The organism is Belnapia mucosa, from assembly GCF_016775475.1.
GTDB lineage: Bacteria > Pseudomonadota > Alphaproteobacteria > Acetobacterales > Acetobacteraceae > Belnapia > Belnapia mucosa.
The window spans coordinates 203773-217451 of record NZ_JAEUXJ010000004.1 but is presented as its reverse complement, the minus strand read 5'-3'; the positions used below and the strand labels follow the sequence as shown (position 1 = coordinate 217451).

11 protein-coding genes are annotated in these 13679 nt (G+C 70.0%); 4 read left to right on the top strand and 7 right to left on the bottom strand.

What is annotated here, in order from left to right; genetic code table 11:
• The first annotated feature begins 73 nt into the window (after positions 1-73).
• Both JMJ55_RS11900 and JMJ55_RS11895 read left to right on the top strand, forming a co-directional pair.
• Positions 74-1384: an LLM class flavin-dependent oxidoreductase gene (locus JMJ55_RS11900; protein ID WP_202825772.1), complete on the top strand. Its 1311-nt coding sequence runs from the start codon at positions 74-76 to the stop codon at positions 1382-1384.
• Entirely contained in the window at positions 1381-2412 is a 1032-nt protein-coding gene (locus JMJ55_RS11895) for an LLM class flavin-dependent oxidoreductase (protein ID WP_202825771.1), read from the top strand. Before JMJ55_RS11900 ends, JMJ55_RS11895 begins: the two co-directional genes overlap by 4 nt.
• Before the next feature lie 18 nt (positions 2413-2430).
• On the opposite strand, the gene JMJ55_RS11890 is transcribed toward JMJ55_RS11895, so the two are convergent.
• Positions 2431-3222 (bottom strand): DUF2189 domain-containing protein, encoded by a 792-nt coding sequence (locus tag JMJ55_RS11890; RefSeq protein WP_202825770.1) that lies wholly within the window; start codon positions 3220-3222, stop codon positions 2431-2433.
• A 307-nt stretch (positions 3223-3529) separates the two neighbouring features.
• On the opposite strand from JMJ55_RS11890, the gene JMJ55_RS30975 reads away from it, so the two are divergent.
• Positions 3530-4540 carry a c-type cytochrome gene (locus tag JMJ55_RS30975; RefSeq protein WP_236033644.1) on the top strand — a complete coding sequence of 337 codons (1011 nt, stop codon included), beginning with the start codon at positions 3530-3532 and terminating at the stop codon, positions 4538-4540.
• Positions 4541-4546: 6 nt separating this feature from the next.
• Here the strand turns inward: JMJ55_RS30975 and JMJ55_RS11880 are convergent, their stop codons facing one another.
• Positions 4547-4978 carry a hypothetical protein gene (locus JMJ55_RS11880; RefSeq protein WP_202825769.1) on the bottom strand — a complete coding sequence of 144 codons (432 nt, stop codon included), beginning with the start codon at positions 4976-4978 and terminating at the stop codon, positions 4547-4549.
• Positions 4975-6429, bottom strand: coding sequence for an N-acyl-D-amino-acid deacylase family protein (locus JMJ55_RS11875; protein ID WP_202825768.1), 1455 nt, complete (start codon positions 6427-6429; stop codon positions 4975-4977). Before JMJ55_RS11875 ends, JMJ55_RS11880 begins: the two co-directional genes overlap by 4 nt.
• A 135-nt stretch (positions 6430-6564) precedes the next feature.
• Between JMJ55_RS11875 and JMJ55_RS11870 the strand changes: the two genes are divergently transcribed.
• Entirely contained in the window at positions 6565-7797 is a 1233-nt protein-coding gene (locus JMJ55_RS11870; RefSeq protein WP_202825767.1) for an ABC transporter substrate-binding protein, read from the top strand.
• A gap of 15 nt (positions 7798-7812) precedes the next feature.
• Here the strand turns inward: JMJ55_RS11870 and JMJ55_RS11865 are convergent, their stop codons facing one another.
• From JMJ55_RS11865 to JMJ55_RS11850, 4 genes are all read right to left on the bottom strand, one after another.
• Complete coding sequence (locus JMJ55_RS11865; RefSeq protein WP_202825766.1) at positions 7813-9483, bottom strand: hydantoinase B/oxoprolinase family protein; 1671 nt, start codon at positions 9481-9483, stop codon at positions 7813-7815.
• 2 nt (positions 9484-9485) lie between these two features.
• Positions 9486-11555, bottom strand: coding sequence for a hydantoinase/oxoprolinase family protein (locus tag JMJ55_RS11860; protein ID WP_202825765.1), 2070 nt, complete (start codon positions 11553-11555; stop codon positions 9486-9488).
• Positions 11552-12817: a hydantoinase/carbamoylase family amidase gene (locus JMJ55_RS11855; protein ID WP_202825764.1), complete on the bottom strand. Its 1266-nt coding sequence runs from the start codon at positions 12815-12817 to the stop codon at positions 11552-11554. Before JMJ55_RS11855 ends, JMJ55_RS11860 begins: the two co-directional genes overlap by 4 nt.
• Positions 12818-12878: 61 nt before the next feature.
• Positions 12879-13670, bottom strand: a complete 792-nt coding sequence (locus JMJ55_RS11850) for an SDR family oxidoreductase (RefSeq protein ID WP_202825763.1) — start codon at positions 13668-13670, stop codon at positions 12879-12881.
• Positions 13671-13679: the final 9 nt, after the last annotated feature.

Genomic DNA, 13679 nt, shown 5'->3' with positions numbered 1-13679 from the left:
CCGCGCCGGCTTGCCCGGCTTCCCGTTCGCGGGGGAGGGGCGCATAGTTCCGGCCTGACCGGAGGCGGCCCGCATGACCCCATCCCGACGCCAGATGAAGCTTGGCCTCTCGATCGCCAGCGCCGGCTACCATTACTCCGCCTGGCGGCTGCCGGAGGTCTCGGCACTCAGCGGCATGGACATCGAGCACCATCTCCGCGGTGCGGCCATCGCCGAGCGCGGCAAGATGGATTTCGTCTTCATGGCCGACTGGTCCTCCATCATGAACGTCACCGACGAGCGGATCGCCCGCGACAAGGAACATGCCCAGGTCAAGCTCGACCCGGTGCTGGCCTGCGCCGCGCTCGCCGCGGTGACGCGCGATGTGGGGCTCGTGCCCACCGCCTCCACCACCTACAACCACCCCTACGCCTTCGCCCGCCGCATGGCCTCCATCGACCATGTCAGCCGCGGCCGGATCGGCTGGAACATGGTGACCAGCACCAACATCGACGAGGCGATGAATTTCGGTCTGGACGGGCCGATCGATTCCGACACGCGGCATGCGCGCGCCGCCGAATTCGTCGATGTGATGCGGGATCTCTGGCAGGGCGGGCCGGTCGATCATGCCGGCGGCCAGTTCCGCATCCAGGGCTCGCTCGACCTGCCGCGGCCGCCCCAGGGCTTCCTGCCGATCATCACCGCCGGTGCCTCGGTCAATGCGCAGGAGCTGGCGGCCCGGTCGGCGGATATCTGCTATGGCGGGCAGCCCAGCCTCGAGATGGCGCGGCGCTACTATGCCTCGGTCAAGGGCAGGCTCGGCAAATACGGGCGGAGCGAGGACGATCTGCTGATGATGCCTGGCATCATGTGCTTCATCGGCCGCACCCAGCAGGAAGCGCAGGACAAATTCGACGCCATCCAGGCGGTGATGAATGTCGAGGTCGGCATCGGGCAGCTTCTGCTGAACCACTTCCCCGACCTGACCGGCCTGCCCCTGGATGAGCCAGTGCCGGACCTGCGCATGCGGACCGACAATCTCGGCTCCGCCCGCTTGGCGGGGCGGGAGCCGGAGATGACCCTCGCGCTGATGGACCGGGCGCGGGAGGAGAAGCTGACCCTGCGGCAGCTGTTCGACGTGGCAATGTGCGGCTTCTGGAGCCTCGGCGTGATCGGCACGCCGGAGCGCATCGCCGATATGATGGAGGAGTGGTTCACGACCGGCGCCGCCGACGGCTTCATGGTGCAGCCACCCTATATGCCCGGCGCGGCCGACGACTTCGTGGACCTCGTCATCCCCGAATTGCAGCGGCGCGGGCTGCACCGCACGGCCTATACCGGCCGAACCCTGCGCGACCATCTCGAGCTGCCACGGCTCTCCGGCCTTGCAGGAGCCGCGGCATGAGCGGGCGGATGATCCTCGGCCTTTCGGTCGGCGGCGACCCGGCGGCGGGTGGCTTCGATTTTGATCGCTACGCCGCGGCGGCGAGGCTGGCAGAGGCTGCGGCTTTCGACTTCCTGCTCCTGCCCGATCAGGCGGCGGCCCAGCCCGCCATCCGGCCCGAGCCGCTGGCCCTGCTCGCCGCGCTCTCGGTGCTGACGCGGCAAGTCGGGCTGGTGGCGACGGCCTCGACCGCCAGCAGCCACCCCTTCAACCTGACCCGCAGCCTCGCCTCGCTCGACCATATGAGCGGCGGCCGCGCCGGGGTGGCGCTGGTCCCCGGCGCCTCGACGGCCGAGGCGCGGAGCTTCGGGCTCGATCCAGCCGATACCGGCTTGCAGGAGCGGGCCGAGGAATTCGTCGCCGTGATGCAGGGGCTGCAGGACAGCTGGGACGACGACGCCTTTCCGCGCAACAAGGCCACCGGCCAGTTCTGGCTGCGCGAGCGGATGCACTACCTCAAGCATGAAGGGCGGCACTTCAAGGTTCGCGGCCCACTGGATGTGGCGCGGCCGCCGCAGGGGCATGTGCCGATCTTCGCGGCAGCGGATTCGGAGGCTGCGCTGGACTTCGCCGCGCGCTGCGCCGAGGTGATCCTGGGCGGTGCCGCCGATCTCGAGAACGCCCGGGCCCAGGGCGCCGCGCTGACGGCGCGGCTCGCCGACCATGGCCGGGCACCGCAGGCGGTGAAGCGCCTGACCCGCCTCGTGGCCTGCATCGGCCGCAGCCGGCAGGAGGCAGAGGATCAGGCCGGGGCCATGCCGCCGCCCGGCCTGGTCGGCACGCCGGCCGATCTCGCCGATGCCATGGAGTCCTGGCGCGATGCCGGGGTGGCGGATGGGTTCCTCCTCCAGCCCGGCGGTGGGCTGGAGGAATTCCTGGGACTGGCCATGCCGGAATTGCAGCGGCGTGGCTTGGTGCAGGGGGAGCGAGGCATGTCGACCCTGCGGCAAAGGCTCGGCCTGCCGTCAGCGGCCAGCCGCTTCGCCTGAAGCGGGCGGCCGCCCGCTTCAGGCGACGACGCGGCGATAGAGATGCCAAGTCGCATGCCCCAGCAGGGGCATCACCACGGCCAGGCCGATGAAGGCCGGCAGGCTGCCCAGCAGCAGCAGCACCGCCACCAGCAGGCCCCAGACTGCCATCGTCACCGGATTGGCAAGGCAGGCGCGGATCGACGTCCGGATCGCCGTACCGATGCTGACATTCCGGTCCAGCAGCATCGGCACCGAGACCACCGTCAGCATCAGCACCGCCAGCGCAAACAGGAAGCCGATGCCATTGCCGATCAGGGCCAGCCGGTGCCCCTCCGGCGTCCCGAAGGTGATGCGGACGAGATCGCCGATCGAAGCCGGCACCGGCCCCACCGTCGATTCGAAGATTGCCCGCGCTGCAAACAGCCAGGCGACGAAGATCGCCATCACCAGCACGCCCATGGCGGCGATGGAGAAGAAGGCGGGGTTGCGCAGGACATCGAAGGCATTCTGCCAACTCGCGGGCTGGCCGGCCTCGCGTCGCCGGCTGATCTCATAGAGGCCAACTGCTGCCACCGGCCCGACCAGCGAGAGCCCGGCCACCAGCGGGAAAAGCAGGGGCAGCAGCGCGCCGCCCGCCATCGCCCGCGCCGCGACCAGCCCGACGACCGGATAGAGGACGCAGAGAAAGAAAAGCTGGGTGGGCGAGGCCAGGAAGTCATCGAGTCCGCGCGCCAGGGCGGCGCGCAGATCGCCGAGGCCGATCCGCCGGATGGCGGGCGCGGTGGTGTCGGCGGGCGCGGCGTCTTGGGTCGTCCAGGCTCTGGCCATAGGGTTTGCCCTCCCGTTGAGGCCTGGCGCAAGGCCAGGCGGCTGCGACATCTGATATATGAACAGCATGGCACTGACATGCGGCTCACCTTGCCGCGAGGAAGGGAGGGCGGCCTGAGCCGGCTGCGGAGCGGATCGGGTCGCCCGGGTGTGTCCCAGGACAGGCCGGCAGGGGCGCTGTCCCCTCAGGCTTCGGTCCGCACGGGTTGCGGCCTTCTCCGCTTCGGCTATATGCATCCTGGCCCTTCGCCCCGCGCCCTCTTCGCGCGGCCCACCGTCCGTTGCTGCTCCGGGGACGTCACCGCCTATGAATTCGTTGGAACTCAACAAGGCCTTCGCCGCGGTGCTCACGGCCGGCATCACCTTCATGGTGGCCGGGCAGGTGGGCAAGCTGCTGGTGCATGGCGAGAAGCCGCACGAAAGCGCCATCCGGATCGGTGACCCGGGCGGCGCCCCGGCCGGTGCCCCGGCCGCCGGGCCGCAGATCGAGCCGATCTCGGGCCTGCTCGCCAGTGCCGATGTCGCGGCCGGGCAGCAGCTCGCCCAGCGGAATTGCGGCGCCTGCCACAGCTTCGACCAGGGCGGCCGGAACGGCGTGGGCCCCAACCTCTACAACGTGGTCGGCGCGTCGCATGGCCATATCGAGGGCTTCAACTATTCCGCTGCGCTCAAGGGCAAGCAGGGTCCCTGGGACTATGAGGAGCTGAATCACTGGCTCTTCAAGCCGGCCACTTACGCGCCCGGCACCCGGATGGCCTTCGCCGGCCTCCCCAACACGCAGCAGCGGGCGAATATCATCGCCTATATGCGCAGCCTGTCGCCCAGCCCGAAGCCGCTGCCGCCGGCCGGTGCGCCCGCGGCCACACCGGCTGCCGCGCCCGCAGCGGCCCCGGCCGCAGCGCCTGCCGCCCCGGGCGGCGGCGGGGCTGCCGCGCCGGCGACCACCGGCGCGGCCGATCTGCCGGCAATCGGCCCGCTGCTGGCCAATGCCAATCCGGATAATGGCGGCGCCATCGCCCGCCGCCTCTGCGCCGTCTGCCACACCTTCAACGAGGGCGGCCGGAACGGTGTCGGCCCCAACCTCTATGACGTGGTCGGCAAGCCGCATGGGCATCTGCAGAGCTTCAACTATTCGGCGGCGCTGAAGAGCCACCAGGGTCCGTGGAACTATGAGGAGCTGAACCGCTGGCTCTTCAAGCCGACCACCTATGCGCCCGGCACCCGGATGGCCTTTGCCGGCATTGCCAAGCCGGAGGATCGCGCCGACCTCATCGCCTATCTGCGCGGCCTCTCGGCCAACCCGCAGCCGCTGCCCTGAGGCAGGTTACCGCGGCCGCTCGCCGGCCGCGGTCTCCAGCGTGACGATCCGATCGCCGAGGATGCCGATGCTGGCCCGTAGCTGGACGGGCCGCCGATCCTCGGTCATCAGCGTGATCCCGCATTCCCATTGCGCACGGCCCTCGCCGCCGGGCAGGCAGGCCATGCCGATGCCCTGCAGCCGCTGGACCAGCGGCGTGATCGGCGTCCCCGGGGGGAATTCCGCCGCCAGGTCCCGCTTCAGCGCCGCCGCCGCTGCGCTCGGGCTCAGCCGCGCATAGCGGTCGAGCGGCGAGGGGGCATCCCGGTGGAAGCCGTACCAGGCCACCACCCCGACCAGGGCGAGGATCGCCCCGCCCAGCAGCGCCGCCCGGCGCAAGGTGCCCTGCTGCAAGGACAGGCTTTCGGCAGAGGGCTCCGCCCCAGGCCCGGTGGTCACGCGCGGTGCCGACGGATCAGCCGGCCCGGCGTCTCGCCGGTGAGGCCCTGGCCGGCGCGGAAGGTCGGGACGCCATTGGTCCAGACCTCCTCGATCCCCTCCGATTCCTGCTTCGGGTTCTCGAAGGTGGCGCGGTCGATGACCTTGTGCGGGTCGAACAGCACCAGGTCCGCATAGGCGCCGGGCTTCAGCACGCCCCGGTCCACCATCCCGAAGAGCGAGGCGGTGCGGCCGGTCATCTTGTGGATCGCCGTCTCCATGTCGAGCAGGCCGAGCTGGCGCGAGTAGAAGCCGAGCACGCGGGGGAAGGTGCCCCAGAGCCGCGGATGCGGATGTTCGTCATGCGGGATGCCGTCCGAGCCGATGACCGACATCGGGTGCGCCATGATCCGGCGGACATCCTCCTCGTCCATCTGGAAGGTGATGGCGCCGGCTGGGCTCAGCTTCTCCGCCGCCGCACGCTGGTCCATGTTCCAGTTGCGGGCCACCTCGGCGAGGTCCTTGCCGGCGAATTCCGGATGCGGCACCGACCAGGTGATGATCACCCGCACATCGTCGCGCAGCCGGTCGGGCATCAGCACGGTGGACCCAGCCGGATAGGGGTACATGTCGTAGGCGACCTCTTGCAGCGAGGCGCTGGCTTCCAGCAGCGCCAGCGTCTGCACGCTGCGGCCGTAATTCTCCGGCATCGAGCATTTGTGGTGGCTGATCCAGACCGGCACGCCGACGCGCTTGCCGATCTTCAGCGTCTCCTCGATGGAGGCGCAGACCCGGTCCGCCTCGTCGCGCATATGGGTGAAGTACATCCCCCCCGCGGCGCGCAACGGCTCGGCGACGGCGATCACCTCCTCCGTCGTCGCATGCATGTTGGGCTTGTACCAGAGGCCGGTGGAGAAGCCGGAGGCGCCTTCGGACAGCGCCTCGGCGACCATCTGCCGCATCTTGGCGATCTCGGCATCGCGCGCCGGGCGGTAGAGGTCCTCGCCCATGACACGGTAGCGCAGCGTCTGGTGCCCGACGAGCGCATAGGTGTTCACCGCCGCCGGGGTCTTCTTCAGCGCCTGAGCGTATTCGCCGAAGCTGTCGAAGGCGAAGCCGCTGTCGCCCACCAGGTCGAGCGGCGGCGGCGGCCGGTCGCCCTTGATGCGCAGCGGGGCGAGCGAGACGCCGCAATTGCCGACGACGACGGTGGTCACGCCCTGGCTCGACTTGCAGTGCAGGCAGGAAGGGCCGCAGAGCACGGCGCGGTCGTCATGGGTATGCGCGTCGATGAAGCCGGGGGCGAGGGCCCGGCCGGTGGCGATCACCTCCCGGTCGGCGCTGGCGCCGCCGAGGTCGCCGACGGCGACGATCCGCTCGCCGGTGACGCCGACATCGCCGACCGTCCGCGGCCCACCGGTGCCGTCGAACAGGGTGGCGTCGCGGATGATGAGGTCGCAGCGGAGGGCCATCGGTGCGGGGCTCCTGGTCGGTTCGGTCGCTCCAGGGTTACCCCTCCGCCGGGCCGGGGGGAAGGCCATGCCGGGGCCGTTGTTGTCAATCGGCGGGCCGAACGGCAGCCTGACGGCCAATCAGGAGGGACGACCATGACCCAACTCGACCGCCGGCAGGTGCTGGCCGGCCTCGGCGCCACCCTGGCCCTGCCTTCCGGGGCGCGGGCGCAGCCCGCAGCCAACCCCATCCGCATCGGCGTGCTGGCCGATTTCTCCGGCTCCTACCGCGATACCTCCGGCCCCACCTCCGTTGCCTGCACGCAGCAGGCCGTCGAGGATTCCGGCCTCGCCGCCCGCGGCATCCAGGTCGAGATCCTGCAGGGCGACCACCAGAACAAGCCCGACATCGCCATGGCCATCGCCCGCCAATGGATCGACCAGCGCGGCGTGGACATGATCTGCGAGGTCAACCACTCCGCCATCGCCCTGGCGGTCGCCGGGTTGGTGCAGGAGAAGAACAAGGTCCAGATGAACAGCGGCGCGCTGAGCGCCGTCATCACCGGCGAGCGCTGCTCCGCCAATACCGTCCACTGGACGGCCGATACCTGGATGCTGGCGAATTCGGTCGGTCAGGCCACGGTGAAGAGCGGCGGCGACAGCTGGTATTTCATCACCGCCGACTACGCCTTCGGCCATCAGATGGAGCGGGACCTGACGCGCTTCATCGGCGCCGCCGGCGGCCGCGTTATGGGCGCGGCGCGCTTCCCCTTCCCGGGCACCTCGGATTTCTCTTCCTTCCTGGTCCAGGCGCAATCCAGCCGGGCCAAGGTGGTGGGGCTGCTGATGGCGGGCGCCGACATGATCAACTGCATCAAGCAGGCGCGCGAATTCGGCGTGACGCGCCGCGCCCGGCTGGTCGGGACGCCGATGTTCATCACCGACATCCATGCGATGGGCCTCGAGACGGCGCAGGGGCTGACGATCTGCGAGACCTTCTACTGGGACCTGAACGACCGCACCCGCGCCTTCAATGCGCGGGTCAAGCCGAAGACGCCGAACAACACCCCGAATCAGGAACATGCCGGCACCTATTCCGGCGTGCTGCACTACCTGAAGGCGGTGGCCGATCTCGGCCTGGAGCGGGCCAAGGCGAGTGGCCTCGAGGTGGTGCAGCGCATGAAGGCGATGCCGACCGATGACGACTGCTTCGGCCCCGGCAAGCTGCGGGAGGACGGGCGGAAGATCCACCCGGCCCATCTCTTCGAGGTGAAGGCGCCCGGCGAGAGCAAGGGCGCCTGGGACTACTACCGGCTGGTCGGCAGCGTCGGCGCCGAGGAGGCTTTCCGCCCCCTCAGCGAGGGCGGCTGCCCGCTCGTGCGAACCTGAAGCCGGACTACGGCGTCAGACCTCGACGCCGTAGATCTCCCGCGCCGCCTGGCGGGTGATGAGCCCATCCGCCACGTCGCGCTTCACCAACTCCGGGTCGCGCGCCTTCGGGTCGCCCATGCCGCCGCCGCCCGGCAGCTTGAGCAGCAGCCGCCGCCCCTTGGGGATCACCTGGAACCCCTTGGTGCGTAGCGGCGTGCCATTGGCATCGTTCAGCCCGACCCAGCCGCCCGCACCCTCGCCGCCGCCCTCGCGCCCCTTCGGCGGGTTGGCGACGCGGTCGAAGATGGCGTTCACGGCGAATTCGGCATCGCCCTTGGCACCGATCTCCATGATCTGGCCGAAGCCGCCGCGGGTGCGGCCGGCACCAGCGGAATCGGGCCGCAACTCCTTCCGCCAGAAGATCACCGGCGCGACGTTCTCCGTCGCCTCCACCGGCATGGTGCGGACGCCGGAGGGGAAGGCGATGCCGTCCAGCCCGTCCTTGGTCGGCCGCGCGCCGGTGCCGCCGGAGTTGAAGGTGATGATCTCGAAATCCTCGGTCTCGGCATTCTGGCCGGAGACCTGGCTGCCGCCTCGGAGCGGCGGGTTCCACAGCGCCGAGGAGCCCTCGGCATTCACCCGCTCCGGCACCGCCTGGTGCAGGCAGCCCATCATCAGGTCCGGCAGCAATTGGCCGACGACATGGCGGACGGAGACCGGATAGGGCCGCGGCGCATTCAGGATGCAGCCCTCCGGGATGACCATATGGAAGGGGCTGAGCGAGGCCCAGTTGTTCGGGATCTCCGGCGCCACGACGCATTTGATCCCGAAGCAGGAATAGGCGCGGCAATAGGCCGGGGGCACGTTGATGCCGCGCGTCGAGAGGCCGGAAGTGCCGGCATAGTCGACGGTGATGCGGTCCTCCCCAACGGTCATCGAGGCCTGGAGCGTGACCTCGAACTCATAGCCATCCGACTTGATCTGCCCGCCATAGGTGCCGCGCGGGAGCTTGCGGATCTCCTCCAGCGTCGCATGCAGCGAGCTCTCGAAGATGTACTCGGCGAGCGGGTCGATGCTCTCCATGCCGAACTCGTCCATCATCTCGACGAGCCGCTTGGCACCAGCGTCGTTGCAGGCGCAGAGGGAGTAGACATCGCCCTCCAGCTCCACCGGCGTGCGGCTGCCGGCGCGGAGGAAGTCGAAGAAGGTCTCGTTCGGGCGCCCCCGGTCGAAGCACTTCACGATCGGGATGTAGAGCCCCTCCTCGAAGACGCTCCGCCCCTCCGGCCCCATGCCGAGCCCGCCGATGTCGATGATATGCGCGGTGTTGGCGAAGAGCCCGACGATCCTGCCGTTGCGGAAGGTCGGCGTGACCACGGTGAGGTCATGCAGGTGCCCGGTGCCGAGCCAGGGGTCGTTGGTGATGTAGTGGTCGCCCGGCTGCATCCCCTCGGCGGGGAATTTCGCCAGGAAATGCCCGACCGATTCCATCATAGAATTGACGTGGCCCGGCGTGCCCGTCACCGCCTGGGCCAGCATGCGGCCCTGCAGGTCGAAGATGCCGGCCGACAGGTCGCCCGCCTCGCGCACCGTGGTGCTGAAGGCGGTGCGGATCATGGTCTGCGCCTGCTCTTCCACCACCGCGATGAGGCGGTTCCATTGGATCTGGCGCTGGATGGTGGCCAGGGCTCCGGTTTCCTTCATGGTCACGCCTCCTGCACCAGGTCGAGATACCCCAACCCATCCATCCGGCAGGTCCAGCCGCGCCCGACCAGCGTGCTCGTCTCCGCCTCCGCCACGATGCAGGGGCCGCGCAGCATCGCCCCCGGCGCCATGGCCTCACGGTCATAGACCGCCCAATCCTCGACCTCGCCCGTCGCCGTATCGCGTACCGCCTGGTGGCGGATGGGGGAGGGGGCAGGTGCGTCGGCCACCTCGGCCGCCGGCTCCACCGGATCGGCCAGCGTCGCCACGGTGACGGCGAAGCTCATGATCTCGACATCGCTGCCCGGCACCGGCCGGTCGTAGAAGCGGGAATACTCCGTGTCGTAGAGCGCCCGGATCGCCGGCACGTCCTCGGGCGTCAGGTCGCGCGAGGGCAGCGTCACCGCGATCTCATGCCCCTGGCCGACATAGCGCATATAGGCGATGCGCCCCTCGGTGGTGGGGGCGCCGAAGCTGCCCTCCGCCACCACCCGCGCCGCCTCGGCGGACATGGAGGCCAGCAGCGTGTTCACCGCCGCCACATCGAATGTAGCGAAGCGCTGGTAGAGGCTCTTCACCACCTCATAGGCAACCGGCGCGCGGAGGAAGCCGATGGCGCTGCCGACGCCGGCCCCGCTCGGCACCAGCAGCCGCTTCACCCCGATCTTCTCGGCGACGCGGTAGCCATGGACGGGCCCGCCGCCGCCGAAGGCGATGATGGTGCGCCCACCGAATCCCTTGCCGCTCTCGATGGCATGGACACGCGCCGCGTTCGACATGTTCTCGTCGACCATCTCGATGACGCCGAGCGCCGCCATCTCGGCGGACAGCCCGAGCCGCCCGCCGACCGCGGCCGCCAGCGCATCCCGCGCCGGCTCTGGGTGCAGGCGAAGATTGCCGCCCGCGAACAGCAGCGGGTCGTAGCGGCCGAGGGTGAGGTTGGCATCCGTCACCGCCGGCTTCGCCCCGCCGCGGCCATAGCAGGCTGGGCCCGGGTCCGCCCCCGCGCTCTCCGGCCCGACGGTGATGCGCCCCATGCTGTCGACGGCCGCGATGGAGCCGCCGCCGGCGCCGATCTCCACCATCTCGATCACCGGGATGCGCAGCGGCAGGCCGGAGCCCTTCTTGAACCGCCCGACCCGCGCCACCTCGAAGGTGCGGCTGGCCTGGGGCTGGTAGGCATCGATCAGGCAGACCTTGGCCGTGGTGCCGCCCATGTCGAAGGAGAGCACCTCGGTCAGCCCGCGCTGCTTCGCCACATGGGCGGAGAAGATGGCGCCGCCTGCCGGCCCGCTCTCCACCAGCCGGATCGGGAAGCGCGCCGCCGTCTCGAGCGAGGTCAGCCCGCCGCCCGACAGCATCATGAAGAGCGGGCAGGCCAGCCCCGCCTCGCGCAGCCCGACCTCCAGCCGGTGCAGGTAGCTCGCCATCAGCGGCTGCACATAGGCATTGGCGACGGTGGTGGAGAAGCGCTCCCACTCCCGCATCTCCGGCGAGACCTCGGATGAGAGCGAGACCCGCACCTCCGGCCAGAGCCGGTGGACGATCTCGGCCGCCTGTTGCTCATGCACCGGATTGACGAAGCCGTGGAGGAAACCGATGGCGACCGCCTCGACGCCTTCCTCCTGCATGAAGGCGACATGCCGCTCGATGGCCGCCGCATCCAGAGGCACCAGCACCTTGCCGGTATTGTCCAGCCGCTCGGTGACGGGCAGGCGCCAGCGCCGCGGCACCAGCGGCTGCGGCAGCTCGATATTCAGGTCGTACTGGTCGTAACGGCTCTCATTGCCCAGCGCGAGGACGTCGCGGAACCCCTCCGTCGTCAGCAGCGCGGTCTTTGCGCCCTTGCGCTCGATGACGGCATTGGTGGCCAGCGTCGTGCCGTGGATGACGAGGGCAATGTCGGAGGGCTGCAGCGCCGCCTTCTCCAGCACGACCCGCACGCCTTCCAGCACGCCCCGCTCCGGCGCTGCCGGGGTAGTCAGCACCTTGGCGGTCCAGCGGCCCTCCTCGGTCTCGACCGCGAGGTCGGTGAAGGTGCCGCCGATATCGACGGCCAGCTTTGCACTCAAGAGCCATACTCCGCTGCGAAACGCTGCGCGACCGCGCAGGCCTTCTCGAAATCCTCCATCCGCATGGCCTCATGCGGATTGTGGCTGCCATTCTGGTTGCGGACGAAGAGCATCCCCGCCGGGATGCCGGCATTGGCGAAGGCGCCCGCATCATGCCCGCCGCCCGAGGCCATCACCTTGGCCGGGATGCCGAGCGCCCCGGCCGCGCGCCGCAGCCCTTCCTGCACGCCGGCATCCATCAGGGCCGGCCGGCTGCCACCCTCGGCGCCGAGATCGAAGCGCACGCCGCGCCGCGCCTCAATCTCCGCCACCTTGGCGTAGAGCAGCTCGAACAGCATGTCGCAGCTATGCAGGTTGATGCTGCGAACATCGAGCATGAAGCTCGCCTCGCCGGCGATCTTGGTGAAGCCCGCCTCGGGCGCGGTCGCCAGGGTGCAGAAGGTGCAGACCATGGTGTGGCCCTGCGCCTCCATCCGGCACCAGCCCTCATCGAGCGCGACGGCCAGCTCGGCGAGCGCGATGGCAGCGTCCTTGCGGTATTTGCGCGGCGTGCCGCCGGAATGGTTGTATTCGCCGAAGACCCGTGCCGCCCGCAGCCGCCGGCTGCCGGGGATGCCGGTGACGATGCCGACCGGGATCTCCTCGGCATCCAGCACCGGCCCCTGCTCGATATGCACCTCGAGATATGCGGCGACATTGTCCGGCCCGAGCACCCGCTCGCCGCGCTCGACGAAGCCGGGGTCGAAGCCCTCCTCCCGCATGTGGTCGGCGAGGGCCCGGCCGTTGTCCATCCGCTTCACCGCCAGTTCCGACGCAGCCATGGTGCCGAGGGCGCCGCGGCTGCCGGGATAGCTGGTCGGGAACCAGGCGCCGGCTTCCTCGGCGCGGGTGACCATGACGGTGATGTCCCGCGCCGGGGTGAAGCCGGCCCGCTTCATGCCGGCGACGGCGGCCAGCCCCGCCAGCACCCCCGCCGCGCCGTCGTAATTGCCGCCCTGCGGCACGCTATCCAGATGGCTGCCGAGGATGACCTGCTTCGCCGCCCGGTCCGCCCCGGGCAGGGTCAGGTAAAGATTGCCGACCGGGTCGGGTTTGGTCTCCAGCCCGACCGCCTCCGCCGCCTCTCGGACCAGGGCATGCGCCATGCGCTCGCCCGGGCCATAGGCGTCGCGGGTGACGCCGACCCCGTCGAAGCTCCGCGCCCGCAATTCGGTGAAGAGCTTGTCGGCGAGTTCCACATCCGGGGTCAGGTTCGGCAGCATCCATGCACTCCTTTGCGCAGCGCGGGATGCAAGTCCCGCGCCGCGCCTTGTCCAGCAGACCTCAGACCATGCCCCGCACGCGGCCGCCATCGACCCGGATCATGCTGCCGGTGATGTAGGCGCCGCGCTCGCTGGCCAGGAAGGCGCCCATCGGCCCGTAATCGGCAGGAGTCCCGAGCCGCCCGGCCGGAATCTCCGCCGCCGCCTCGGCCAGCGCTTCCTCGAAGGAGACACCCTTCTGCTTGGCCCGCACCGTGGTGGTCTGGGTCACGCGGTCGGTCTGGATGGTGCCGGGGGCGAGGACGTTCATCGTCACGCCGTCCTTGGCCACCTCGCCCGAGAGCGTCTTCAGCCAGCCCCAGATCGAGGCGCGCAGCGTGTTGGACAGCGCCAGCGTCGGGATCGGGTGCTGCATGCCGGTGCTGCCGACCGCGATCACCCGGCCCCAGCCCCGCTCCCGCATCGCCGGCAGCAGCCGGTTGGTGATGCGGATCGGCGAGACGACGATGTGCTGGAACCATTCCAGCAGGGCCGGCTCGGTGATCTGGCTGGCGGTGCAGGGCGGCGGGCCGCCATGGTTCAGCACCAGGATATCGACCCCGCCCATGGCGGCGATGGCACCATCGGCCAGCCGGTCCATATCGACCGAGGAGGCGACATCGGCGACGATGCCACTAGCCGAGGCCGCACCCGCCGCCTTCAGCGCCGCCGCTGCCTCATCCAGCCGCGCCTGGTCGCGGCCGCTGATGACCACCGCGGCGCCCTCGGCCGCCAGTGCATCGGCGATCGATCGGCCGAGCCCCTTGGTGCCGCCCATGACCAGGGCGCGACGGCCCTTCAATCCGAGATCCATCCGTCCCGC